17 protein-coding genes are annotated in these 22070 nt (G+C 63.4%); 12 read left to right on the forward strand and 5 right to left on the reverse strand.

Features of this window, described 5'->3' with window-relative positions:
- The first annotated feature begins 32 nt into the window (after positions 1–32).
- The 4 genes from PPGU16_RS25535 (at position 33) to PPGU16_RS25550 (ending at position 3674) form a co-directional block, all read left to right on the forward strand.
- On the forward strand, positions 33–1073 hold the full coding sequence (locus tag PPGU16_RS25535; protein ID WP_180725209.1) for an aldo/keto reductase: 1041 nt from the start codon (positions 33–35) through the stop codon (positions 1071–1073).
- Between the two features lie 15 nt (positions 1074–1088).
- A complete protein-coding gene (locus PPGU16_RS25540; protein ID WP_180723182.1) occupies positions 1089–1919 on the forward strand; it encodes an amidohydrolase family protein in 831 nt (276 codons plus the stop codon).
- 88 nt (positions 1920–2007) lie between these two features.
- A complete protein-coding gene (locus PPGU16_RS25545; RefSeq protein ID WP_007746083.1) occupies positions 2008–2751 on the forward strand; it encodes an SDR family oxidoreductase in 744 nt (247 codons plus the stop codon).
- A 74-nt stretch (positions 2752–2825) separates the two neighbouring features.
- On the forward strand, positions 2826–3674 hold the full coding sequence (locus PPGU16_RS25550) for an ureidoglycolate lyase (RefSeq protein ID WP_180723183.1): 849 nt from the start codon (positions 2826–2828) through the stop codon (positions 3672–3674).
- Positions 3675–4454: 780 nt separating this feature from the next.
- Here PPGU16_RS25550 and PPGU16_RS25555 read toward each other — a convergent pair.
- Entirely contained in the window at positions 4455–4913 is a 459-nt protein-coding gene (locus tag PPGU16_RS25555; RefSeq protein ID WP_180723184.1) for a PaaI family thioesterase, read from the reverse strand.
- A gap of 240 nt (positions 4914–5153) precedes the next feature.
- Between PPGU16_RS25555 and PPGU16_RS25560 the strand changes: the two genes are divergently transcribed.
- On the forward strand, positions 5154–6767 hold the full coding sequence (locus PPGU16_RS25560; RefSeq protein ID WP_180723185.1) for a methyl-accepting chemotaxis protein: 1614 nt from the start codon (positions 5154–5156) through the stop codon (positions 6765–6767).
- A gap of 1102 nt (positions 6768–7869) precedes the next feature.
- Here the strand turns inward: PPGU16_RS25560 and PPGU16_RS25565 are convergent.
- Complete coding sequence (locus PPGU16_RS25565) at positions 7870–8970, reverse strand: AGE family epimerase/isomerase (protein ID WP_180723186.1); 1101 nt, start codon at positions 8968–8970, stop codon at positions 7870–7872.
- Positions 8971–9127: 157 nt separating this feature from the next.
- Between PPGU16_RS25565 and PPGU16_RS25570 the strand changes: the two genes are divergently transcribed.
- From PPGU16_RS25570 to PPGU16_RS25595, 6 genes are all read left to right on the forward strand, one after another.
- On the forward strand, positions 9128–9814 hold the full coding sequence (locus tag PPGU16_RS25570) for an MgtC/SapB family protein (RefSeq protein ID WP_180723187.1): 687 nt from the start codon (positions 9128–9130) through the stop codon (positions 9812–9814).
- A gap of 195 nt (positions 9815–10009) precedes the next feature.
- Complete coding sequence (locus PPGU16_RS25575) at positions 10010–11266, forward strand: hypothetical protein (protein WP_180723188.1); 1257 nt, start codon at positions 10010–10012, stop codon at positions 11264–11266.
- Positions 11267–11630: 364 nt separating this feature from the next.
- Entirely contained in the window at positions 11631–11789 is a 159-nt protein-coding gene (locus PPGU16_RS25580) for a hypothetical protein (protein WP_012403599.1), read from the forward strand.
- 448 nt (positions 11790–12237) lie between these two features.
- On the forward strand, positions 12238–12534 hold the full coding sequence (locus PPGU16_RS25585; RefSeq protein WP_180723189.1) for a hypothetical protein: 297 nt from the start codon (positions 12238–12240) through the stop codon (positions 12532–12534).
- 160 nt (positions 12535–12694) lie between these two features.
- Positions 12695–13624: a 3-hydroxyacyl-CoA dehydrogenase family protein gene (locus PPGU16_RS25590; protein ID WP_180723190.1), complete on the forward strand. Its 930-nt coding sequence runs from the start codon at positions 12695–12697 to the stop codon at positions 13622–13624.
- A 36-nt stretch (positions 13625–13660) separates the two neighbouring features.
- Positions 13661–14275, forward strand: coding sequence for a flavin reductase family protein (locus tag PPGU16_RS25595; protein ID WP_180723191.1), 615 nt, complete (start codon positions 13661–13663; stop codon positions 14273–14275).
- Between the two features lie 30 nt (positions 14276–14305).
- Here PPGU16_RS25595 and PPGU16_RS25600 read toward each other — a convergent pair whose 3' ends face one another.
- Complete coding sequence (locus PPGU16_RS25600; protein ID WP_180723192.1) at positions 14306–15688, reverse strand: polyhydroxyalkanoate depolymerase; 1383 nt, start codon at positions 15686–15688, stop codon at positions 14306–14308.
- 240 nt (positions 15689–15928) lie between these two features.
- Here PPGU16_RS25600 and PPGU16_RS25605 point away from each other — a divergent pair, with 240 nt between their 5' ends.
- Complete coding sequence (locus PPGU16_RS25605; RefSeq protein ID WP_180725210.1) at positions 15929–16582, forward strand: glutathione S-transferase family protein; 654 nt, start codon at positions 15929–15931, stop codon at positions 16580–16582.
- Between the two features lie 755 nt (positions 16583–17337).
- Here the strand turns inward: PPGU16_RS25605 and PPGU16_RS25610 are convergent.
- Both PPGU16_RS25610 and PPGU16_RS25615 read right to left on the reverse strand, forming a co-directional pair.
- On the reverse strand, positions 17338–19305 hold the full coding sequence (locus PPGU16_RS25610; RefSeq protein WP_180723193.1) for a methyl-accepting chemotaxis protein: 1968 nt from the start codon (positions 19303–19305) through the stop codon (positions 17338–17340).
- A 141-nt stretch (positions 19306–19446) separates the two neighbouring features.
- On the reverse strand, positions 19447–21963 hold the full coding sequence (locus PPGU16_RS25615) for a heavy metal translocating P-type ATPase (protein WP_180723194.1): 2517 nt from the start codon (positions 21961–21963) through the stop codon (positions 19447–19449).
- Between the last annotated feature and the right edge of the window lie 107 nt (positions 21964–22070).

The raw sequence follows: 22070 nt of genomic DNA on the forward strand, positions 1-22070 counted from the left end.
TGAACGTAAAACACAACATGGAGAGCGAGACGATGACGGACGCGGCGGGTTCAAACGTGCGCAAGCGGCGCAGCATCGGCGGACGCGCGCTCGAAGTCACGGGTCTGGGGCTGGGCACTGCGCCGCTTGGCGGACTGTATCGCGACCTGACGGATGAAGAAGCTTTCGGCGCGGTTCAGGCCGCGTGGGACGCGGGTGTGCGCTTCTTCGACACCGCGCCGCACTATGGACACACGAAGGCCGAGCATCGCCTGGGCGACGCGCTGCGGCGCTATCCGCGCAATGAGTTCGTGCTGTCGACGAAGGTTGGCCGTCACTTCGTGCCGCGCAAGAATCCGTATGACGGCAGCGAGGGCTGGCAAAACCCGCTGCCCTTCGAAGCGATCTACGACTACACGCACGACGGTATTCTGCGTTCGTTCGAAGACAGCCAGCAGCGCATGGGTATCGTCGATATCGACATTCTGCTCGTGCACGATATCGGCGTCGTCACGCATGGCGAGCGCAACGCGCACTACTGGCAGCAACTCACGCAGGGCGGCGGCTTCCGCGCGCTCGACCATCTGCGTTCGCAAGGCGTCGTGAAAGCGGTCGGTCTCGGCGTCAACGAAGGCGCGGCGATCCTCGATGCGATGCGCGACTTCGATATCGATTGTGCGTTGCTCGCAGGCCGCTACACGCTGCTCGAACAGGCGACGCTCGACGACCTGCTGCCCGAATGCGAAAAGCGCAACGTCAGCATTCTGTTGGGCGGCGCGTTCAATTCGGGGATACTCGCACGCGGCGTCGAAGGCGATCTGAAGTTCAACTATGGCGAGGCGCCGAAAGAAGTGATCGAGCGCGTCGCGCGTCTGGAAGCCGTGTGCAAGGTTCACGGCGTGCCACTGGCTGCCGCCGCGTTGCAGTTTCCGTATGCGCATCCTGCCGTCGCCACCGTGCTGACGGGCGCCCGCAACGCGGGCGAACTGCGCGAGAATGTGGCTTCGTTCGACAAGCCGATTCCCGCTGAACTCTGGCAGGCGCTGCGCGACAAAGGGTTGCTCGATCCACGCGCGCCCGTGCCGAAGGACTAGCGGTTCGACCACATCATGCAAATCGACGCACACCAGCATTACTGGAACCCCGAGCGCGGCGACTACGGCTGGCTGACGCCCGATCTCGCGCCGCTTTATCGCACGTTCGGTCCTGACGATCTCGCGCCGCTGCGCGAACGCGCGGGCGTGTCGCGCACGGTCGTCGTGCAGGCCGCGCCGACCGTCGATGAGACGCGTTATCTGCTCGATCTTGCGCGCGATGAAGCGTCGATTGCGGGCGTTGTCGGCTGGGTGCCGATGCTCGATGCCGACGCGCCCGCATTGATCGCCGAACTCGCGCGCGATCCGAAATTCAAGGGCGTGCGACCGATGCTGCAAGACCTGCCCGACGACAACTGGATTGCCAACCCCGCGCTAAAACCCGCCGTCGATGCGTTGATCGCCCACGACCTCGCGTTCGACGCATTGATCTTCACGCGTCACGTCGATGCATTGGAAACGTTCATCCAGCGCTTTCCGCAACTGCGCGTCGTGATCGATCACGGCGCGAAGCCGCCGATCCGCGACGGCAGCGCGGGCTGGCATGCATGGGCCGAGGGCATTACGCGGTTCGCGCAATTTCCGCATGTGCATTGCAAGCTGTCCGGCCTCGCGACGGAAGCCGCGCAAGGCTGGACGGAAGCGACGCTACGTCCATACGTCGATCATCTGCTTGGCGCGTTCGGGCCGAAACGCCTGATGTGGGGCAGTGACTGGCCGGTGCTGAACCTGAACGGCGACTACCTGCTGTGGCATTCGATTGCGACGGAGTTGCTCGCGTCGATATCCGATGCCGAACGCGATGCGGTGTTCGGCGCCAATGCGGCAGCGTTCTACCGGCTGTGACGGTTCAACGGGAATTTCACATTCGTGCCGGTGAGCAGCCGTTGCAATACCCGGTATGACTCAAACGCCAATCCAACGGGAGCCTTAAATGGTACAAAGACTGGCCGGCAAGACGGCCTTGATCACAGCAGCGGGACAGGGTATCGGACTTGCGACGGCCGAGCTTTTCGCGCGTGAAGGCGCGCGCGTCATCGCCACCGATATCCGCATCGACGCGCTCAAGGACAAGCCCGTCGAAGCGCGCCAGCTCGATGTGCTAGATGGCGCGGCAATCAAGGCGCTTGCGCAGGAACTCGGTCCCATCGATGTGCTGTTCAATTGCGCGGGCTACGTGCACGCAGGCTCGATTCTCGAAGCGAGCGAAGAAGACTGGGACTTCGCCTTCGATCTGAACGCGAAGGCGATGTACCGGATGATCCGCGCGTTTTTGCCGGCGATGCTGGAGAAGGGCGGCGGATCGATCATCAACATGTCGTCGGCGGCGTCGAGCATCAAGGGCGTGCCGAACCGCTTCGTGTATGGCGCATCGAAAGCGGCCGTCATCGGTCTGACCAAGGCCATCGCGGCGGATTTCGTGACGCGCGGTGTACGCTGTAACGCGATCTGCCCGGGCACGGTACACTCGCCTTCGCTCGAGCAACGGATCGCCGAGCAGGCGAAGGCGCAGGGCGCGACAGTCGAAGCGGTGCACGCCGCGTTCGTCGCGCGTCAGCCGATGGGGCGTGTCGGCAAGCCGGAGGAGATTGCGGCGCTGGCGTTGTATCTGGCGTCGGACGAATCGGGGTTCACGACGGGCCAGGCGCATGTGATCGACGGCGGCTGGTCGAACTGAGCCACGCAGCGCGAGCGTGAAGCGCTGAACACGTTTATGAACCACGGAATCACTGAACAGAGGAAACTGCAGCGATGAAACTGCTTCGTTATGGACCGAAGGGCCAGGAAAAGCCGGGCTTGCTGGATGCGCAAGGCAAGATTCGCGATCTGTCGAAAGTGGTCGGCGACATCGACGGCAGCACGTTGACGGATGCTTCGCTTGCGAAACTGCGTGCGATCGATCCGGCGTCGCTGCCGGTTGTCGAAGGCAATCCGCGCATCGGGCCGTGTGTGGGCAAGATCGGCAAGTTCGTGTGTATTGGGCTGAATTATGCGGACCACGCTGCCGAGTCGAATCTGCCCGTGCCGAGCGAGCCGGTTGTTTTCAACAAGTGGACGAGCGCGATCGTCGGGCCGAACGACGGGATTGAAATTCCGCGTGGCTCGAAGAAGACCGACTGGGAAGTGGAACTGGGCGTCGTGATCGGCAAGGAAGCGAAGTATGTCGACGAAGCGAATGCGCTCGACTATGTGGCGGGTTATTGCGTGATCAATGACGTGTCCGAGCGTGAGTGGCAGATCGAGCGCGCTGGGCAATGGGACAAGGGCAAGGGGTTCGATACGTTTGGGCCGATCGGGCCGTGGGTCGTCACGCGTGATGAGGTTGCGGATCCGCAGAATCTGAAGCTGTGGCTCGAGGTGGATGGGCACCGGTATCAGAACGGCAGCACGAAGACCATGGTGTTTGGTGTCGCGAAGCTTGTTTCTTATTTGTCGCAGTGTATGAGCTTGCAGCCCGGGGATGTGATTTCTACTGGCACGCCGCCAGGAGTGGGGATGGGCGTGAAGCCCGAGGCTGTTTATTTGAAGCCGGGGCAGACTGTGAAGCTCGGGATTGAAGGGCTCGGGGAGCAGGAGCAGAGGACATACGCGGCGGAGTGATTTTTTTGTCTGCGACGCTGGTGGGGTGGTTTTGTTTTTGGGGTTTTCGCTGGCATCCGCGTGATGTTATTGGTTCGCAAGCGTTGCCCCTGTGCGGGGCGGCACCTACTTTTCTTTGCCGCCGCAAAGAAAAGTAGGCAAAAGAAAGCGGCTCACACCGCCAGTGCTTGTGTTTGCCTGAGGGCCCCCACAGGTTCTTACACTTCACACGGCAACTACGTGACCCACGTTCGTTGCCAGCGCGCTTGCGGTGCGCCTCACCCGCTTCACACTCTCGCACTACTGCATGCCGTGCCAGACAGTCCCCCGCCGCCCAAGCGGCAAACTGTGTGTCGGCCCCTTGTGCTGCACACGCCTCACTTCGGCCCCATAGCACGCGCATACCTCCATGTAAGAGCGCCAACTTATACGACGCGACCACCTGCACACAGTTTGCCACCTGGGCGGCGCAAACCATTCGCTGCCGCTGGCCGAGGTATGGGTATTCGAAGCGGGTGAGGCGTTGATTCGAAGCGTTGGCAACGAGCATCAATGAGAGCACTGCCGTGTGAAGGGTGGGGACGTTGGGGGCCCGTGGATAAGAATACGTGCTGGCGGTGTTAGCCGCTTTCTTTTGCCTACTTTTCTTTGCGGCGGCAAAGAAAAGTAGGTGCCGCCCCGCACAGGGGCAACGCTTGCAAACCAGAAGCAAAACGCGGATGCCAGCGCAAAGTCCAAAACACCAAACAAAAACCAACAAAAAAGCAAAACCCCCGACCAGCGTCGCAGACGAAAAAAAAATCACTCCCGCATATGCCGATCCCCATCATACGGAGCGCCAGCCTCCGTCCCATCCCCGATTCGGTTGATCGTCCCCTGCGCGACAGCGACGAGCCTTTCCTTATCCCCATCGGTGACGAACACACTGCACTGGCAGGTGGCCTGCTGCCGCCCCACATACACCACTTCCGCCCGCGCCATCAGCACACCCGTCATCGCGGGCCGCAGATAGTTGATCTTGTACTCACCCGTCACAACCCGAGGCCCAAGCGCCAGCGCGCCGGCAAAAGTCAGCGCGTTATCGACGAGATAACTGATCACGCCGCCGTGCACGAAACCATGCTGTTGCCGCAACTCGTCGCGTATCGGCAGACACAACGTCAGCTCGTTCGCGCCGACATACATCAGCTCGGTGCCGAGCAGCACGCTGAATGGCTGGGCGTGCAGTGCGCCACGCGCCCGATCGAGTAGATCTGTCATCGTCGTTCCTTCGGGCATAACCCGCGTAGCGATGTCCCAACTCTAGGAAGCGCGAATGCAGCGCGTCAAGGTAATTCGATGAATTGCGCGGCAATTATTGTGTAAATCGACGTAAACGCGGCGCGTAAGCTTCCGAAATACTCACGCACGAGGAAATTTGCCGAGAGCACTCAAGGCATCGCCTGACATTGCCGTAAACCCGGATGCACTCCCGTCCTTCTCAGCAATTCAGGTGTTTCGATGTTCAGCAAGATCAAAGTCGCTTCAGGCTTGTTATGCGTTCTGGCCGCTTTCTGTATTTTCCAGCTGGTGACGGAGGGGCTCGGTTTCTGGTCGATGACCCGTACGCACGACGACGTCAACGATCTCGCCAACGTCGCGCTGCATCAGGTGAATGCCGTCAATGAGACGACCCAGCATCTGATGGACGCGCGCATCAACCTGTCGCGCGCCGGCACGCGGATGGTGCGCGGCGGCGCGGAGCCGACCGAGATCGTTCAGCACGCGCGCGAGCAACTGGCCGCCGCGGACCGCTCGTTCACGGTTTTCATGAACGCCCCCAAACTCAACGACGAAAACAACGCGCGCGCCGCCGCGCTCAATGAGAAGTACCAGAAGATCCACACCGCGCTCGGCGAACTCGCGCAATATCTCGACGCGGGCAACATTCAGGCGTTCCTCGACCAGCCGACCCAAGGCATGCAGGACGCGTATCTGACCGAGTTGCACAACTTCACGCAATTCGGCGACGCGACGGGCCGCGCATCGATGGATTCGATCGACGAACGTCAGATGCTGTTCCGCTCGGTTGGTCTGGTGATTCTCGCGTTGCTGCTGGCCGGCACGGTGGGCGTATACGTGGCGCTGCGGCGCGGCGTCGTGGGTCCGCTGGAAGAAGCGGGCCGGCACTTCGAGCGCATCGCGCAAGGCCGCCTGAACCAGCCGATCGAAGCGCGCGGCACGAACGAAATCGGCCGTCTGTTTTCGGGTCTGTCGGTGATGCAGGCGAGCGTCGCGCGCACGGTGAAGACCGTGCGTGAAGCCGCCGATTCGATCTACATCGGCGCCGACGAAATCGCCACGGGCAATGCCGATCTGTCGGCGCGCACGGAGAATCAGGCTGCGTCGCTCGAAGAGACGGCGTCGAGCATGGAGGAACTGACGGCGACGGTGCGCCAGAACGCCGATCATGCGCGTGAAGCGAATGCGCTCGCGGAGACCGCACTCGATGCGACCTCGCATGGCAGCAATGTCGTCAATCAGGTCGTCACGAAGATGCACGGCATCGCGCAAAGCTCGGATCGTATTGCGGAGATCATCACGGTGATCGACGGGATCGCGTTCCAGACCAACATTCTCGCGTTGAACGCGGCCGTCGAGGCGGCGCGCGCGGGCGAGCAGGGGCGCGGTTTTGCCGTCGTCGCGGGGGAAGTGCGCGGTCTTGCGCAGCGCAGTGCGCAGTCGGCGAAGGAAATCAAGGAGCTGATCAGCGAGTCGGTCGCGGAGATTCAGGGTGGCTCGGAGTTGGTCGAGCGCGCGGGCGAAGCGATGCGCAACGTGTCGGATTCGATCTCGCGTGTCACGCAGATGATGGCTGAGATCAGCGCTTCGTCGCTGGAGCAGAGCACGGGTATCGAGCAGGTCAATCAGGCTGTCGTGCAGATGGATGAGATGACGCAGCAGAACGCGGCGCTCGTGGAGGAGGCTGCGGCTGCGGCTTCGTCGTTGCATCAGCAGACGCGGCAGATGAAGGATGCCGTGGCGGCGTTTGAGATTTCTGATGTGGTTTTGAATTCGCACCGCATGCGGGAGGGGATGGTGGCGCCGATGCTCGGCGGGCATGCTGTTGCGTGAACGCTTTTTGCTGCGCGGGCGGTTTGGTTTGCTCGGGCTTTCGTTGGCATCCGCGGTTTGCCTTTGCGTTGGCATCCGCGTGATGTTATTGGTTCGCTAGCGTTGCCCCTGTGCGGGGCGGCACCTACTTTTCTTTGCCGCCGCAAAGAAAAGTAGGCAAAAGAAAGCGGCTCACACCGCCAGTTCTAGTATTTGCCTGAGGGCCCCCATAGGGTCTTACGCTTCAGACGGCAACCACGTGACCCACGTTCGTTGCCAGCGCGCTTGCGGTGCGCCTCACCCGCTTCACGCTCCCGCACTACAGCACGCCGTACCAGCTATTCCACCGCCGCCCAGGTGGCAAACTGTGTGTAGGCCCCTTGTGCTGCACACGCCTCACTTCGGACCCATAGCACGCGCATACCTCCATGTAAGAGCGCCGAGCTATACGACGCGACAACCTACACACAGTTTGCCACCTGGGCGGCGCAAACCATTCGCTGCCGCTGGCCCGGGTACGGGAATTCGAAGCGGGTGAGGCGTTGATTCGAAGCGTTGGCAACGAGCATCAACGAGAGCACTGCCGTGTGAAGTGTGGGGACGTTGGGGGCCCGTGGATAGGAACACGGGCTGGCGGTGTGAGCCGCTTTCTTTTGCCTACTTTTCTTTGCGGCGGCAAAGAAAAGTAGGTGCCGCCCCGCACAGGGGCAACGCTAGCAGACCAAAGACATCACGCGGATGCCAGCGAAAACACAGGCAAGCAACCCCAGCGTCGCAGACAACCCGCAAGTAGGTGCCGCCCCGCACAGGGGCAACGCATGCGAACCAATAACATCACGCGGATGCCAGCGAAAACACAGGCAAGCAACCCCAGCGTCGCAGACAACCCACAAGTAGGTATCGCCCGGCACAGGGGCAACGCTAGCAGACCAAAGACATCACGCGGATGCCAGCGAAACCACAGGCAAGCAACCCCAGCGTCGCAGCCAACACACAAGTAGGTGCCGCCCCGCACAGGGGCAACGCATGCGAACCAATAACATCACGCGGATGCCAGCGAAAACCCATGCAAACCAAACCATCCCGCGCCGCCAAGGCAAAAACAAAAACAAAAACAAAAACATCAAACCCCGGGCAACGCCGCATACGCAGTAGCCAAATGATATGGCGTCGTCGAAGGCATCTCCGCCCGCGACACCTCACCCGCTTGCGTCTTGCACTCCACCCATCCACACGCATTCAAAAACCGCGGCCGGAACCGTTCGATCTGCCGCGGCAACGCCGCCCTCACACCTGCATCGTCATGCACGGCAAGCGCACGCAAATACTCCGTCTGCGCCCAGATCCGCTGCGTCGAATCCTTGACGCCACCCGCTTCGTCGAGCGCCGCATGCACGCCGCCCGTCGCTGCATCGACGCCGCGTTCGTGCGCGAACATAAACGCCCGCGCAAGCGCCTCTCGCAAACCCGAACCGGCGAGCACATCGCCTGCCTGCCGCACGAGCCAGAACCATTCGAACTGATGCCCCGGCTCGAGCCGGTTGTCCGCACTACCCACCGGCAATTCAGCGATGCACCCCGTCGGCTGATGCACGAAAGTACGCGCAATCGCGTTACCGAGCTTCGCGAGCGACGTATCGAACGCAGCATCCTGGGTGGCGGCGCGCGCCGCGAGCCATGCCTCCGTCAAATGCATCAGCGGGTTCTGCAGCGGCATGCCGTCCGTGGCCGAGAACCCGGCGTCGAGCGCGGCGTGCAGCAGGCCATCACGGGCAGCGAAGCGGTCCTCGATCAGCGATGACGCGCGATGCACGATGTCCAGCGCATCGCGGTTGCCCGAACGCGCGCCATATTCCGCGCAGGCGAACACGACGAACGCATGCGTGTACAGGTCCTTGGTGGTGTCGAGCGGCACGCCTTGTGCGTCCACACTATAGAACCATCCGCCATGCTTGCTGTCCTGAAAGATATGGGTCAGCGACTCGAACAGGCGTTGTGCATGCTGCATCTCGCCTGCCAGCGCGAACACGAACATCTGCCGCGCGCACGCCATCGCGCGGTAGCGGGTGACGGGCAGCGGGGTGCGGCCGTCGGCGGCGACGGCTTCGTACGGTAGCCCGAGCGCGGCGTTGAAACCCGGTCCTCGCCAGATCGGCAGGATGACGTGCGCGAAATGCTCGCGCAGCGCGGCTGCGAGCTCAGGCGTCGATGCAGTTGCATTCATGGTGCGGAAAGTCGAGAAAGGAATAAGAGGCGTACGCGCCGGTGTTCCAGCATAAGGCAAACGGCGCGCGCCGGGCAGCGGGGCGCAGGCGCCGTAAGACAACGGCAAAGGCGCGGGTAAAGACAAAGGCAACCGGCGACATCACAAGGAGAACAATATGATCGGCAATTTCGAACTCATTTCCCGCCTCGTGCTCGCGGCAGCACTCGGCAGCGTGATCGGCTTCGAACGCGAGCGGCTTTCGTGGGCGGCGGGGCTGCGCACACATATGCTCGTGTGCGTCGGCTCGACGCTCATCATGATCGTCTCGGCGTTCGGCTTCGCGGATGTGCTCGGCAACCAGCACATCGTGCTCGACCCGTCGCGGATCGCGGCGCAGGTCGTATCCGGCATCGGCTTTCTCGGCGCCGGGTCCATCCTGCTGCGCGGCGAGATCATCCGCGGCCTGACGACGGCGGCGAGCCTGTGGTCCGTCGCCGCGATCGGGCTGGCCGTCGGCGGCGGATTGTACACGGCGTCGATCGCGGCGACGATCATCATTCTGATCATCCTGGCCGGGATCAAACCGATCGAGAAGCGCTTCATCACGGTCAAGCAGCGCCGCCAGTTGTCAATGCTGGTCGAGCGCGGCTCGATGACGTTTCATACGCTGCACGAGGCGCTCGGCCCGGCGAGCCCGCGCGTCAAGCAGTTCATCATGCAGCAGAGCGACGACGATCCGCAGATGGACGAAGTGACGATCACGCTGCACCGCGTGTCGTCGACGGAATATACGGCGATCTGCGGCCAGTTGCGCGCGATCCAGGGCGTGAAGGAGTTTCGGGACAATGGCGAGCCGGCGTAAACGGGATCTACCTGTGATCGTCTGTCGATGGACGCCGCAGTGTGAGGCCATCGCGTGAAATGGCGTCGCAAAAAGCCTGCGATCCACTTCTGTGGCCCTCTTTGCATGAGACAATGCGGGCTCTAGAAAAATACCGACGGCAGCGGTGTCGGGCGCCTTGAACGGCGACGAACGCTGCCCTCCCGCTTTTCCTACATGGCAGATTCCGCAGAATCCACGATTTCCCGCCCGGCGCGCGCCCGTTCGCAGAATCGGCGCACGTCCACTGTCTCTCCAGAAACCGAAAACAAGCTTGCGCGCGCGGCACGCTCCGCGCAGCGTCTCGCGCAACTGAGCGATGCCGCACGCGACGGCGGCACGCTCGACCTCTTCCCCGACGACACCGCGCGCGCCGAGCAGCAGGCGATGAGTATCGACGTGCGGCAAGGCACGCTGCAGGGCTTCGAATTGCCCGATGTCGTGCTGGCGGCCGCCGGAGCGCCGGATGGCGTGGGCTTTGCGGCGGGTTCGGCGGAAGGGAAGGCTGCAGCGCGCGGGGCACGGGGCGCGGCGTCGTCGAAGGATCTTGCTGCCGCAGCCGATCCACATGACGGGCAGATGGTGATCGATACGGAAGTGGGCGTGGCGGAGTCGGTTATCCCCGAAAATCTCGCTGAAGGACAAGCGCTGCGCGCTTCCGTCGACGACGGCGAAGTTGCGCCGGTGGCCACGAAACCGGCTCCGGAAGCGCCGACGCAGGCTGCGTCGCTGGCGGCGGCGAGCGTCGTGCGTAGCGTCGCGGCGTTGCGCCAGATCCCGCCGGCCTCAAACGCCGACGCTGCCGCCGATACCGAAAGCGCGAGTTCGCCTGTGACTGACGGTTTGGCCCAGCGCTCCGCGAACCCAGATAGCAAAACGGCACCGGCGGTTTCATCCGAAGCGTCGTCTACGCATGGCGCGAGCGCTGCGGCCTCGAACGCGCAGCCCGCGTCGTACGTTCCGCCGACGCCTATGCCGACCGCGACGTACTCGCCCCGCGCCACGCCCGAACTGGATCACGCGCGCGCAACCGCGTTCGCCGATACGGTCGATGCGCTGTACGGCGTGATCGCCGACCAGCGCCGCGCCGCCGACGACCACACGCGGCGCATGAAGTGGATGCTGACGATCGTCGTCTGCGCATTGCTGATGACGATCGCGATCGGTATTGCGCAGACGCTGTTGCTGTTCCGCCTCTCACACCAGTCGACCGCGCACGAACAGCGCATCGAGCAGATGATGCTGAACCAGCAGGCCACGCTGGCGACGCTGCTCGACACTGATTCGTCGACCACGAGCCTTCCTGTCAGCGTCCAGGCTCCGGCGGCGCCCGCAACGCCGGCACCCACCGCGCCGACGGCAACGAAGGCGGCCGAAACGCACATGGCGCACGCGCAGCACGTTCAGAAGCGCAAGTCAGCGCACACTCACTAAGCTCTGAACCCGTCGCGTGCGGAGCCACGCCACGGGGTTTCTCCATTTCCAGCCCTAAAGCCGGCGCCCCTAGCGCCGCCGCTCGCCCAACAGCTGAAACAGCGCGCAACTAACTGTCTGTCACGGGGCGCGCCACGAACAGCCCGCTGCGACACCGTTGCATCCGCACATCAGCCTTGCCAAAAACAGGGGCGGGTCTGGAAGCCGCATGCTACGGACGTGTTGCGTCGCAATATCGCCAGAAAGTCCCTGCGGCGAATGACCACACCGAAAAAATGCTGCATTGCACTAGCTTTCGGCTAGGGAAAACCCTATACTTCTTGGTAAGGGAAAACCCTGAATCACCAACCAACCGGGAGTCGCCATGAACTATCTTTTCGCGTTGTTCCAAAAGGTTAGCGACCTCTTCGCGTCGCCCCACTTGCCTCTGGATTCGGATTATTCGTACGAAGCACGTCACCGCGAAGCGGAGCGTGTTCGCAAGTCGCAATCAACCTTGTTCGGCATCCGTCTGACCGACTAATCGGCAAGACGTCCAACATCAAGAAGACGTTGTACTGCGCATCTCGCCGCCATCCAGAAGCGGCGAAACTGAAAAGCCCGGCCTGGCCGGGCTTTTGTTTTTTCGGCCCTGGACAGCCACCAGCGCAGATGAAAAGCGCCCCCCGGTCGTTGCGCGCACCGTCGTAATCGCTCGCCGATTATTTCCACGCCGAAATGAATGTAACAGCGGTTTGTGGGATGCAGACACATCGCGCATCGCCAAACTGCATACAGCCTTGTGAAAACACGGCAATTCCCTGCGAGCACCCGTATTCGTCGCCTGCTACTTATGAAATGTGCGCTTACAAGTCCTCACGTCTGTGAAAGGTCTGCGCCGCTAAAGTGGGTCTCAAGCGAACGGCGAATCTCAAGACCGTCCCGGTCGATCCAGCCATCGCTCGCAACGAAACTCGAAAGGGAGAATAGCCATGAATGCCATCAAGAAGACTTCGCGTACGATCGTCGCCGCGCTGATCGCTGGCGGCGCACTGCTCGGCGCCGGTAGCGCCTTCGCGCAATACGCACCGGTGCACACGCCGCCGCCCGCTTATGCGCAACCGCACATGATGCCGGTGGGCGTGCAGGTCAACATCGGCTGGCACGGCGACCGTTACTACGACGGCCACCGCTACTGGGCGCACGACGACTGGATGCGTCATCACCCGCACGACCGCGACCCGTACCACGATCACGGCCACCGCCCGCCGCCGGCGCGCTACTACTGATCGGCTGACGGCAGCCACCGCGTCGCCTGATACGGCGCGGCGCGGATGACCAGGGCCGGCCGCTCGCAAGAGCGCGCCGGCCTTGTCGCATCCGGCGTCGAAAAAATGTGTGCTGCGCTATGCTTGTGAGCTTCGACGGACAACACATACAGAACGGGGAATGGGTTTGAGCAAGCCAGTCGTAGGCGTGGTGGGAACGGGATTGATGGGCGTCGGCATTGCGACGCAAAGTGCGTTGCACGGCCACAGGACGATCGTCCATGACGTCGATCCGGCGCGGCTCGAAAGCGTCGCGCCGAAAGCGCGAGCCGTGCTCGACGAACTGATCGACGCGGGCCGCATCGACGGGAAGACAAAAGAAGACGCCCTGTCGCGCATCGAAACGAGCGCCTCGCTCGACGCCATGGCCAACGCGCATATCGTGATCGAAGCGATTCCCGAAGTGCTCGATCTGAAGCACCGCCTCTACGCACAGTTGAATGATGTGCTGCGCGAGGACGCGATCCTCGCCAGCAACACGAGCGGCTTCCCGCCCGATCAGTTGACCGCGCCGCTGCGCGCGCCGGAACGTTTTCTGATCGCCCATTTCTGGAATCCGCCGCATATGATCCCGCTCGTCGAAGTCGTGCCTGGCAGCGACACGGCGCAGCACGCAATCGACACGACCGTCGCGTTGATGCACGCCATCGGCATGGAGCCGGTCGTGTTGTCGAAAGCGATTCCGGGCTTCGTCGGCAACCGGCTGCAATTCGCGGTGCTGCGCGAGGCGCTGAACATCGTGCGCTCGGGCGCGGCGACGCCCGATGTCGTCGACCGCGTGATGAAGTCGTCGCTCGGCAAGCGCTGGGGTATCGTTGGGCCGTTCGAAGGGGCGGACATGGGCGGCCTCGATACCTTCGTCGATATCAGCACGCATCTGATGCCCGCGCTCGCCAAAGATGAAGACGTGCTCGATCTGCTGCGCGAGCACGTGCAGGCGGGACGCGTCGGCGTGCGCAGCGGCGCGGGCTTTTACGACTGGGACGACGCGCAGACCGCGAAGGTCAAGGCGGGACGCAGGCGCGTGATCCAGGGCAACGGAAAGAACTGAGCAGCACGCACGGTCAATCACAACGAGAGCGACATCATGTCGAACGTCTATTTCTACGATCCAGCCAGCGGCCACGGCCTGCCTCACGACCCGTTCAAGGCGATCGTCGCGCCACGCCTGATCGGCTGGGTTTCGACGCGCGCGGCGAGCGGCCAGCTGAATCTTGCTCCGTACAGCTTCTTCGGCGCATTTTCGACCTTTCCTTCGATCATCGGATTCGCGAGCGAAGGCCGTAAGGACAGCATCCGCAATATCGAAGAGACACGCGAGTTCGTCTGGAATCTGGCGACGCGTCCGCTCGCCGAGCAGATGAACCGCACGTCGGCGCCCGTTGCGGCGGACGTCGACGAGTTTCAGTTATCGGGGCTCACGCCTGTCGCGGGGCGCAACGTGTCGGTGCCGCATGTCGGCGAATCGCCTGCCGCGCTCGAATGCAAGCTGCTGCAGATCGTGCAGTTGCACGATCTGAGCGGCAAGCCGATGGACAACTGGCTCGCGCTCGGACAGGTGGTCGGCGTGCACATCCAGAACGCGTATCTGAAGGACGGCCTGTTCGACACGCACGCCGCGCAGCCGATCATGCGCGCGGGTTATCGCGCCGACTACGCGCAGATCGGCGAGATGTTCCAGATGATTCGTCCGACGTCCTGATTCCCTGAGTATCGACAGCCGCCACGAAACTCATTCGGTGGCGGCTTCGTCGGACGACAGATCGACGTCGACCGCTTCCGTGGCGGCGGGCGTCGTGCCCGCCGGCGTCGTCGGGCTCGACGCCGCTGCCGGCGCGAGCGTCAGCGACGACTGCGCGCCGCGCGTGCTCACAGGCACGGCGCGCGGCTCGTTGTCGTGAATCACGGCGCGGATGCGCGGGTAAATCTGCCGCTCCCAGCGCTGCCCGTTGAACACGCCATAGTGCCCGACGCCCGTCTGCACATGATGCGTCTTCAGATACGGCCGCAGCTTTTCGCACAGATCCTGCGCCGCGAGTGTCTGCCCGACGGCGCAGATATCGTCGCGCTCGCCTTCCACCGTGAAAAGCGCGGTGCGCCTGATCTTCGACGGCTCGACGCGCCGTCCCCTCACTTCCAGTTCATGCAGCGGCAGCGCGTGCCGCTGAAACACGGTATCGACGGTTTCGAGGTAGAAGTCCGCCGTCAGGTCCATTGTCGCGAAGTATTCTTCGTAGAAGACGCGGATCGCTTCCGCCTTCTCCGGATTGCCCTTCGAGCGCTCGTGATACATCGTTTCGAACGACTCCAGATGCCGTTCGAGATTCATCGACATGAACGCGTTCAGTTGCACGAAGCCCGGATAGACGCGCCGGAACGCGCCCTGAAAACCGAACGGCACCGCGCTGATCAGATTCTGCTCGAACCATTCGATCGGTTTGCTCTTTGCCAGCTCGTTGACGCGCGTCGGGTTGACGCGCGTGTCGATCGGGCCGGCCATCAGCGTCATGCTGGCGGGCTGCGCGGGATGGTCGTCGGCGGCCATCAGCGCGACGGCGGCGAGTGCGGCAACGGTCGGCTGACAGACTGCGAGCAGATGCGTGCCCTGGCCGATCGTGTCGGTGAAGTCGATCACATGCTGCACGAACTCGTCGAAACCGAAGCGACCCGCCGAAAGCGGCACATCGCGCGGGTTATGCCAGTCGGTAATGTAGACGTCGTGTTCGGCGAGCATCGTGCGGACCGTGCCGCGCAGCAGCGTCGCGAAGTGGCCCGACATCGGCGCAATCACCAGCACGCGCGGTTGCGGCACGTCGAACGAGGCTTGCTTGCGGAAATGCAGCAGCGAGCAGAAGGGCGTCGACTGCGCGACTTCTTCGAGCACTTCGACGGGTTGCCCTTCGACCTCGACGCTATCGATACCGAACGGCGGGCGCACATGCGTGAGGCCGGCGAGCGTGACCAATTCGGCCGATGCGCGCAGCGTCCGGCCGGATGGCGTGGCGGCGTAGTCGGGCCACGCGTCGAGCGCGCCTTGCATGAGCGATGCGCCGTGGCGCAACGGCAGCATGAAGTTGGCGAACGCCTGGTACGCCGGATAAGCGAGCGGATTCATGGCTTTCGCAGAATGAGAACGTGAGGGAATGAGAGGCAAGTCATATGCCAGTGGGGCCGCACGTGCGCGTCGGCGGAATGGGCTGCTGCGGGGACGCGTTGGCATAGCATTTGCGCGCCTTTGCGCAAGGTGCCGGTTCTGCCGCGAATTGGTGCGTGTGTGCACAGTATCGTGCGTCCCGGGTCGCATACCGTTGTGCGATGTTCGTTCGAGGAGCGAGATATGCCTGAGTCGAAATCGATGGCCGGTACGACGCTGACGATCAGCAGCCACAACTATTCTTCGTGGTCGCTGCGCGGCTGGCTGCTGGCCAGGTTCAGCGGCCTGGCGTTCGATGAGATCGTGATGCCGGTGGATGATCCCGCTGCGCGGGCTGAACTGCTATTGCTGTCGCCGTCGATTCTTGTGCCGTGTCTCGTGCATGATGGGATCAAGGTGTGGGATACGTTGGCTATCGCCGAGTATCTGAATGAAGTGCGTCCTGAAGCTGGGCTGTTGCCGAAGGATCGTAAGGCGCGTGCGCATTGCCGTGCTATCTGCGGGGAGATGCATTCGGGCTTTGGGTCGTTGCGGTCGGCGTTGCCGATGAATCTGAAAGCGCACTTTCCTGGGTTCAAGGTGTGGGCGCGGGCGCAGTCGGATATCGATCGGATTGTCACGATCTGGCGTGAGTGTCTGGAGGAGTACGGTGGGCCGTATCTATTTGGCGAGCTCAGCGCTGCGGATGCGATGTATGCGCCTGTTGTGACACGCTTTGTCACGTATGACGTGCAGCTCGATCCGGATATCGTTGCGTATGGGCAGAGGATTCTTGCGTTGCCTGAGATGCAGCAGTGGATTGCTGAAGCGCAGCAGGAGGTCGATGAGATCGATGAGCTTGATGTGGAGTTTTAGGCGCTGGGCGCGCGGGGGTTTGAGAGGTTTTGGTTTGCCTGTGTTTGCGCTGGCATCCGCGTGATGTTATTGGTCTGCTAGCGTCGCCCCTGTGCGGGGCGGCACCTACTTTTCTTTGCCGCCGCAAAGAAAAGTAGGCAAAAGAAAGCGGCTAACACCGCCAGCACGTATTCTTATCCACGGGCCCCCAACGTCCCCACCCTTCACACGGCAGTGCTCTCATTGATGCTCGTTGCCAACGCTTCGAATCAACGCCTCACCCGCTTCGAATACCCATACCTCGGCCAGCGGCAGCGAATGGTTTGCGCCGCCCAGGTGGCAAACTGTGTGCAGGTGGTCGCGTCGTATAAGTTGGCGCTCTTACATGGAGGTATGCGCGTGCTATGGGGCCGAAGTGAGGCGTGTGCAGCACAAGGGGCCGACACACAGTTTGCCGCTTGGGCGGCGGGGGACTGTCTGGCACGGCATGCAGTAGTGCGAGAGTGTGAAGCGGGTGAGGCGCACCGCAAGCGCGCTGGCAACGAACGTGGGTCACGTAGTTGCCGTGTGAAGTGTAAGAACCTGTGGGGGCCCTCAGGCAAACACAAGCACTGGCGGTGTGAGCCGCTTTCTTTTGCCTACTTTTCTTTGCGGCGGCAAAGAAAAGTAGGTGCCGCCCCGCACAGGGGCGACGCTTGAAGCACGCTAACAAAACGCGGACGCCAACGCGAAAACAAGCAAACCACCCAGCGTCGCAGACAAACCAAAAAACCGTTCTAGTGCCCGCCCAGCTTGAACACTGACACAACTTCCGCAAGCCTGTCGGCCTGCGCGCTCAGATCGGCCGCTGCCTGCTCGGCATCACTAACGAGTGCAGCGTTCTGCTGCGTCACTTCCCCGATCTGCGTGACGGCCGTGTTCACCTGCTCGATCCCACTCGACTGCTCCTTCGACGCCACGCTGATTTCGCCAATAATCGTCTGCACCTGACCAACGCGTTCGACGATCGAGCGCATCGTCGTGCTAGCTTCCTCCGCAATGCGGAAGCCGCTAGACACCGTCGCCGTCGATTCCGCGATCACGCCCTCGATTTCCTTCGCCGCCGCCGCACTGCGCTGTGCAAGCGCGCGCACTTCCGACGCAACCACCGCAAATCCCTTGCCGTGCTCGCCGGCACGCGCCGCTTCCACGGCGGCGTTCAACGCGAGGATGTTGGTCTGGAACGCAATGCCTTCGATGACCGTCGTGATGTCGGCGATCTTCTTCGACGACTGGCTGATCTCGCCCATCGTCGAAACCACGCGTTCGACCGCGCGGCCGCCGTCGAGGGCCGCTTCCGATGCGCCCGACACCAGCGTATTCGCCTGTGCCGCGTGACCGGCGTTCTGCTGTACCGTCGACGTGATCTGCTGCATGCTCGCCGCCGTCTCTTCGAGACTCGCGGCCTGCGTGCCGATGCGCGACGCGATCTCGCCGCTGCCCGCAGCAATCTTTGCGGTGCCTTCCGTCATGTCGGCCGACGCGCTGCGCACCTGCGTGACGATGCGCGCAAGTCCCTCGCCGATGCCGTCGATGGCCTGCATCAGGCGGCCGATTTCATCGGCACGCCGTTCGTGGCTCGCCGACACGCGCACGCTCAAATCGCCCGATGCGAAACGCTCCGACGCCTTCGCCGCTTCATCGAGCGGGCGCGTCACGAGCCGGCGCACGGCGATCAGGAACACCACGGCGAACAGGGCGACGAGCACGAAGCCGATCAGGATGAAGCGATTGCGCGTGGCGATCACGTCAGCCATCACTTCGTCGCGCTTCGCGACGCCGCCGACCAGCCAGCTCCATTCCGGCACGCTGACGAACGACACGAACTTGTCCTGCGCGCTGGACTCGCCGAGCGTCGCATCGGCGCTCGTGTATTCGATCTGGCCTTCCTTTTCGTCGAGCATGCGCTTGTACGGCGCGGCGCTCTCGTCGCCCATCTGGCCCGCAGCGGCGGGATGCACGAGCAGCTTGCCGCGCTCCGCGCCGTTCGACGCGTTCAGCACGAAGTAATAGCCCGTGTCGCCGATCTTCAGTTGACGGATGCCGTCTTCGACCGACTTGATCTGCGCATCCACGTCGACGCCGACGAACAGCGCGCCGATTACCTTGCCGCTGGCATCGGTGATCGGCCGGTACTGCGTGATATAGCGTTTGCCGAACAGCGTCGCGAGTCCCGTGAAGGTCTTGTTGCCGGCGACAGGGCCGTAGGCGGGGCCTTTGCGGTCGAGCAGCGTGCCGATCGCGCGCGAGCCGTCCTGCTTTTTCAGCGAGGTCGTCACGCGCACGAAGTCGTCGCCGGTGCGCGCGAAGATCGTCGCGATGGCGCCGCTTTGCGCGAGAAACTGGTCGGGAATCGAGAAGTCGTTGTTCAGCACCTTGTCGCCGGCCTTGAAGACGGGCGTCGGCGTGCCGGCGATGTCGATCTTCTGCGTCTCGTCGAGCGCGTAGCCGGGCGGCAGGAAGCTCGCGAACAGCGTCATCGAGCGGCCCACTTCGGCTGTGAGCGCCTTGTCGAACAGCGAGATCATCGCGGCAATCGAGCGGTCTTTCTCGGTGATGCGCGACAGCACCTGATCGCTGATCTGCGTGCCGGCCGTGCGGGTCACGGCGAAGGTGAACGCGGCAAAGATGGCGGCCACCAGCGCGCACGAGAGCATGGCGAGCCTGGCGCCGACGCTGGCGCGGCGCAGTGAAAGGATGTCCATGAGGGTCTGCAGGTAACGGGATTGAAGCTGCTCCGATGCGTCGCGCGCGACGGCACGCGACAGCGAAACGGCAGCCTGAATCCTGTTAACGGCACGCCAAACGTTTTCCTTTAATTTTGAAAGCTAGAGTGTTGATTCAGATCATTGCGACGAACGCCAGGTTCGTAGTAACAGCGCGTTCGTCACCACGCTCACGCTCGAGAACGCCATCGCCGCGCCCGCGATCATCGGATTCAGCAATCCGAACGCGGCGAGCGGAATGCCGATCAGGTTGTACACGAACGCCCAGAACAGGTTCTGCTGGATCTTGCGCCACGTGCGGCGCGAGATATCGATGGCGTCGGCGACCAGCGCCGGGTCGCCGCGCATCAGCGTGATACCGGCCGCGTGCATCGCGACGTCGGTGCCTGTCGCCATGGCGATGCCGATGTCGGCGGCGGCGAGCGCGGGCGCGTCGTTGATGCCGTCGCCCGCCATCGCGACCACGCTCGACGTGCGGATCTTCAGGTCATGCACCACGCGCGCCTTGTCGGACGGCAGGACCTGTGCGTACACCTCGTCGATGCCGAGCGCGGCGGCGACGCTCTTCGCGCTGCCTTCGTTGTCGCCCGTCACCAGCGCGCTCTTGACGCCCATGCGCGACAGCCGCTCGATCGCGGCGCGCGCGCCCGGCTTGAGCGTGTCGCCGAAAGCGATCAGCGCGAGCGCTTGTGCTGGTGCGTCGGCTGATGCGCTCGCCTTGCCGCGCCCGATCAGCCATGAAACCGTGTTGCCTTGCGCTTCGAGTGCCTGCGCGTGGCGGACGAGGGCGGAGGGCGGCGCGACGCCGAGTTCAGCCAGCCAGCGGCTGCTGCCGATGGCGAACGTTTCGCCGTCGATATCCGCTTCCACGCCGCGTCCCGCGACCGCGCGCGCGTCGCCGCTGGCGGGCAGTTGGGCGCCGCCGCCGTCTGCTTCGAACGCTTTCACGACGGCTTTCGCGAGCGGGTGCTCGCTATGCCGCTGCACGGCTGCCGCGAGCGCCAGCGCATTTGAACGGTCCACATCGTCTGCCGTCTCGAACGCCGTCACGGACGGCTGGCCGACTGTCAGCGTGCCCGTCTTGTCGAACGCGACGACGCGAACCTGATGCGCGATTTCGAGCGCCTGCGCGTCCTTGATCAGCACGCCGTGACGCGCGGCGACGCCCGTGCCCGCCATGATCGCGGTCGGCGTCGCGAGCCCGAGCGCGCACGGGCAGGCGATCACCAGCACCGCCACCGCGTTGAGAATCGCCGTTTCGGCGCCGTGTCCGGCGATCAGCCAGCCGACCAGCGTGACGAGCGCGATCGCCAGAATGGCGGGGACGAAGATTTCGCTGACGCGGTCGACCAGCCGCTGGATCGGTGCTTTCTCGGCCTGGGCCGTTTCGACCAGCCGGATGATGCGCGCGAGCGTGGTCTCGGCGCCGATGGCCGTCGTCGTCACCGTGATTGCGCCTTCGCCGTTGATCGACCCGGCCGTCACACGGTCGTCCTGCTGCTTCGGCACGGGCAGACTTTCTCCCGTGATCAGCGATTCGTCGATATGCGTGCGGCCCTGCAGCACCGTGCCGTCGACGGGCACGCGCTCGCCCGGCCGCACCGCGACGATCATGCCCGTGCGCACCCGCGCGAGCGGCACCTCGTGCTCTTCCGTGCCGACGACGATGCGCGCGCGATCCGGACGCAGCGCGTTGAGCGCGCGGATCGCGTCGGTGGTCTGGCGTTTGGCGCGCGCTTCGAGCCACTTGCCGAAGCGCACCAGCGTAATCACGACAGCCGACGCCTCGAAATACAGATGCATGGTGTTGCCGGGATGCAGCGCCATCTGGTACACGCTCACGCCATAAGCCGCCGAGGTGCCGAGCGCGACCAGCAGATCCATGTTGCCCGACCCCGCGCGCACGGCTTTCCACGCGGCGCGGTAGAAACGCGCGCCGAACACGAACTGGACGACGGTGGCGAGCGCGAGTTGCAGCGTGGCGGGCAGCATCGCGTGAAGGCCGAGCGGCTCCGCGAACATCGGCACGATGAGCGGCAGCGTCAGCAGCGCGGAAATCACGACCGCGCCGAGTTCGCGACGCACGGCGGCGCGCGCGGCGGCGTCCTTGTCTTCGGTGGCGGCGGGCGTCGTGTCGTCGGCCGAGAGCGGCGTCGCCTGATAGCCGGCTTTCGTGACGGCTGCGATCAGCTGATCGACGCCGACTGCGCCGTTGGTTGTGACGGTGGCTTTTTCGGTGGCGAGATTGACGGACGCGGAGGTGACGCCGGGAATCCGCGCGAGCGCCTTTTCGACGCGCCCGGAGCAAGCCGCGCAGGTCATGCCGCCGATCGCGAGTTCGGCCGTCGATTGTGCGTCGCTGTCGGGTGGCGGCGCGTCGTTCAGCGGCTGTGCGTCGTAGCCCGCTTTGCGGACGGCGTTGACGAGGGTATCGACGGCGACGGACGCGTCGGCATCGACGGTGGCCTTTTCGGTCGCCAGATTCACGGTTGCCCGCGCGACGCCTGGCACTTTGGCGAGCGCCTTTTCGACGCGCAGCGCGCAGGAGGCGCACGTCATGCCCTGAATGTCGAGTTCCGACGATGCCGCCTGGCGGGGCGTATCGGCGGCGCGGAGTGGTGGTGCGAGTTCGGTCATGGCTGGGAAGCTCCAGTTTGCGCTATTGCGCATCGTTGGAACCAGTATCGACCTTCCTATGATGGGAAGGTCAAGCGGCTTTTTCGGATTTGCCCGATCAGGGGGAG

Source organism: Paraburkholderia largidicola, from assembly GCF_013426895.1.
GTDB lineage: Bacteria > Pseudomonadota > Gammaproteobacteria > Burkholderiales > Burkholderiaceae > Paraburkholderia > Paraburkholderia largidicola.

Excerpts from the sequence above, each read along its gene's own strand:
- PPGU16_RS25535 (WP_180725209.1), top strand. The coding sequence starts at position 33 with ATGACGGACGCGGCGGGTTCAAACGTGCGCAAGCGGCGCAGCATCGGC.
- PPGU16_RS25540 (WP_180723182.1), top strand. The coding sequence starts at position 1,089 with ATGCAAATCGACGCACACCAGCATTACTGGAACCCCGAGCGCGGCGAC.
- PPGU16_RS25545 (WP_007746083.1), top strand. The coding sequence starts at position 2,008 with ATGGTACAAAGACTGGCCGGCAAGACGGCCTTGATCACAGCAGCGGGA.
- PPGU16_RS25550 (WP_180723183.1), top strand. The coding sequence starts at position 2,826 with ATGAAACTGCTTCGTTATGGACCGAAGGGCCAGGAAAAGCCGGGCTTG.
- PPGU16_RS25555 (WP_180723184.1), bottom strand. The coding sequence starts at position 4,913 with ATGACAGATCTACTCGATCGGGCGCGTGGCGCACTGCACGCCCAGCCA.
- PPGU16_RS25560 (WP_180723185.1), top strand. The coding sequence starts at position 5,154 with ATGTTCAGCAAGATCAAAGTCGCTTCAGGCTTGTTATGCGTTCTGGCC.
- PPGU16_RS25565 (WP_180723186.1), bottom strand. The coding sequence starts at position 8,970 with ATGAATGCAACTGCATCGACGCCTGAGCTCGCAGCCGCGCTGCGCGAG.
- PPGU16_RS25570 (WP_180723187.1), top strand. The coding sequence starts at position 9,128 with ATGATCGGCAATTTCGAACTCATTTCCCGCCTCGTGCTCGCGGCAGCA.
- PPGU16_RS25575 (WP_180723188.1), top strand. The coding sequence starts at position 10,010 with ATGGCAGATTCCGCAGAATCCACGATTTCCCGCCCGGCGCGCGCCCGT.
- PPGU16_RS25580 (WP_012403599.1), top strand. The coding sequence starts at position 11,631 with ATGAACTATCTTTTCGCGTTGTTCCAAAAGGTTAGCGACCTCTTCGCG.
- PPGU16_RS25585 (WP_180723189.1), top strand. The coding sequence starts at position 12,238 with ATGAATGCCATCAAGAAGACTTCGCGTACGATCGTCGCCGCGCTGATC.
- PPGU16_RS25590 (WP_180723190.1), top strand. The coding sequence starts at position 12,695 with ATGGGTTTGAGCAAGCCAGTCGTAGGCGTGGTGGGAACGGGATTGATG.
- PPGU16_RS25595 (WP_180723191.1), top strand. The coding sequence starts at position 13,661 with ATGTCGAACGTCTATTTCTACGATCCAGCCAGCGGCCACGGCCTGCCT.
- PPGU16_RS25600 (WP_180723192.1), bottom strand. The coding sequence starts at position 15,688 with ATGAATCCGCTCGCTTATCCGGCGTACCAGGCGTTCGCCAACTTCATG.
- PPGU16_RS25605 (WP_180725210.1), top strand. The coding sequence starts at position 15,929 with ATGGCCGGTACGACGCTGACGATCAGCAGCCACAACTATTCTTCGTGG.
- PPGU16_RS25610 (WP_180723193.1), bottom strand. The coding sequence starts at position 19,305 with ATGGACATCCTTTCACTGCGCCGCGCCAGCGTCGGCGCCAGGCTCGCC.
- PPGU16_RS25615 (WP_180723194.1), bottom strand. The coding sequence starts at position 21,963 with ATGACCGAACTCGCACCACCACTCCGCGCCGCCGATACGCCCCGCCAG.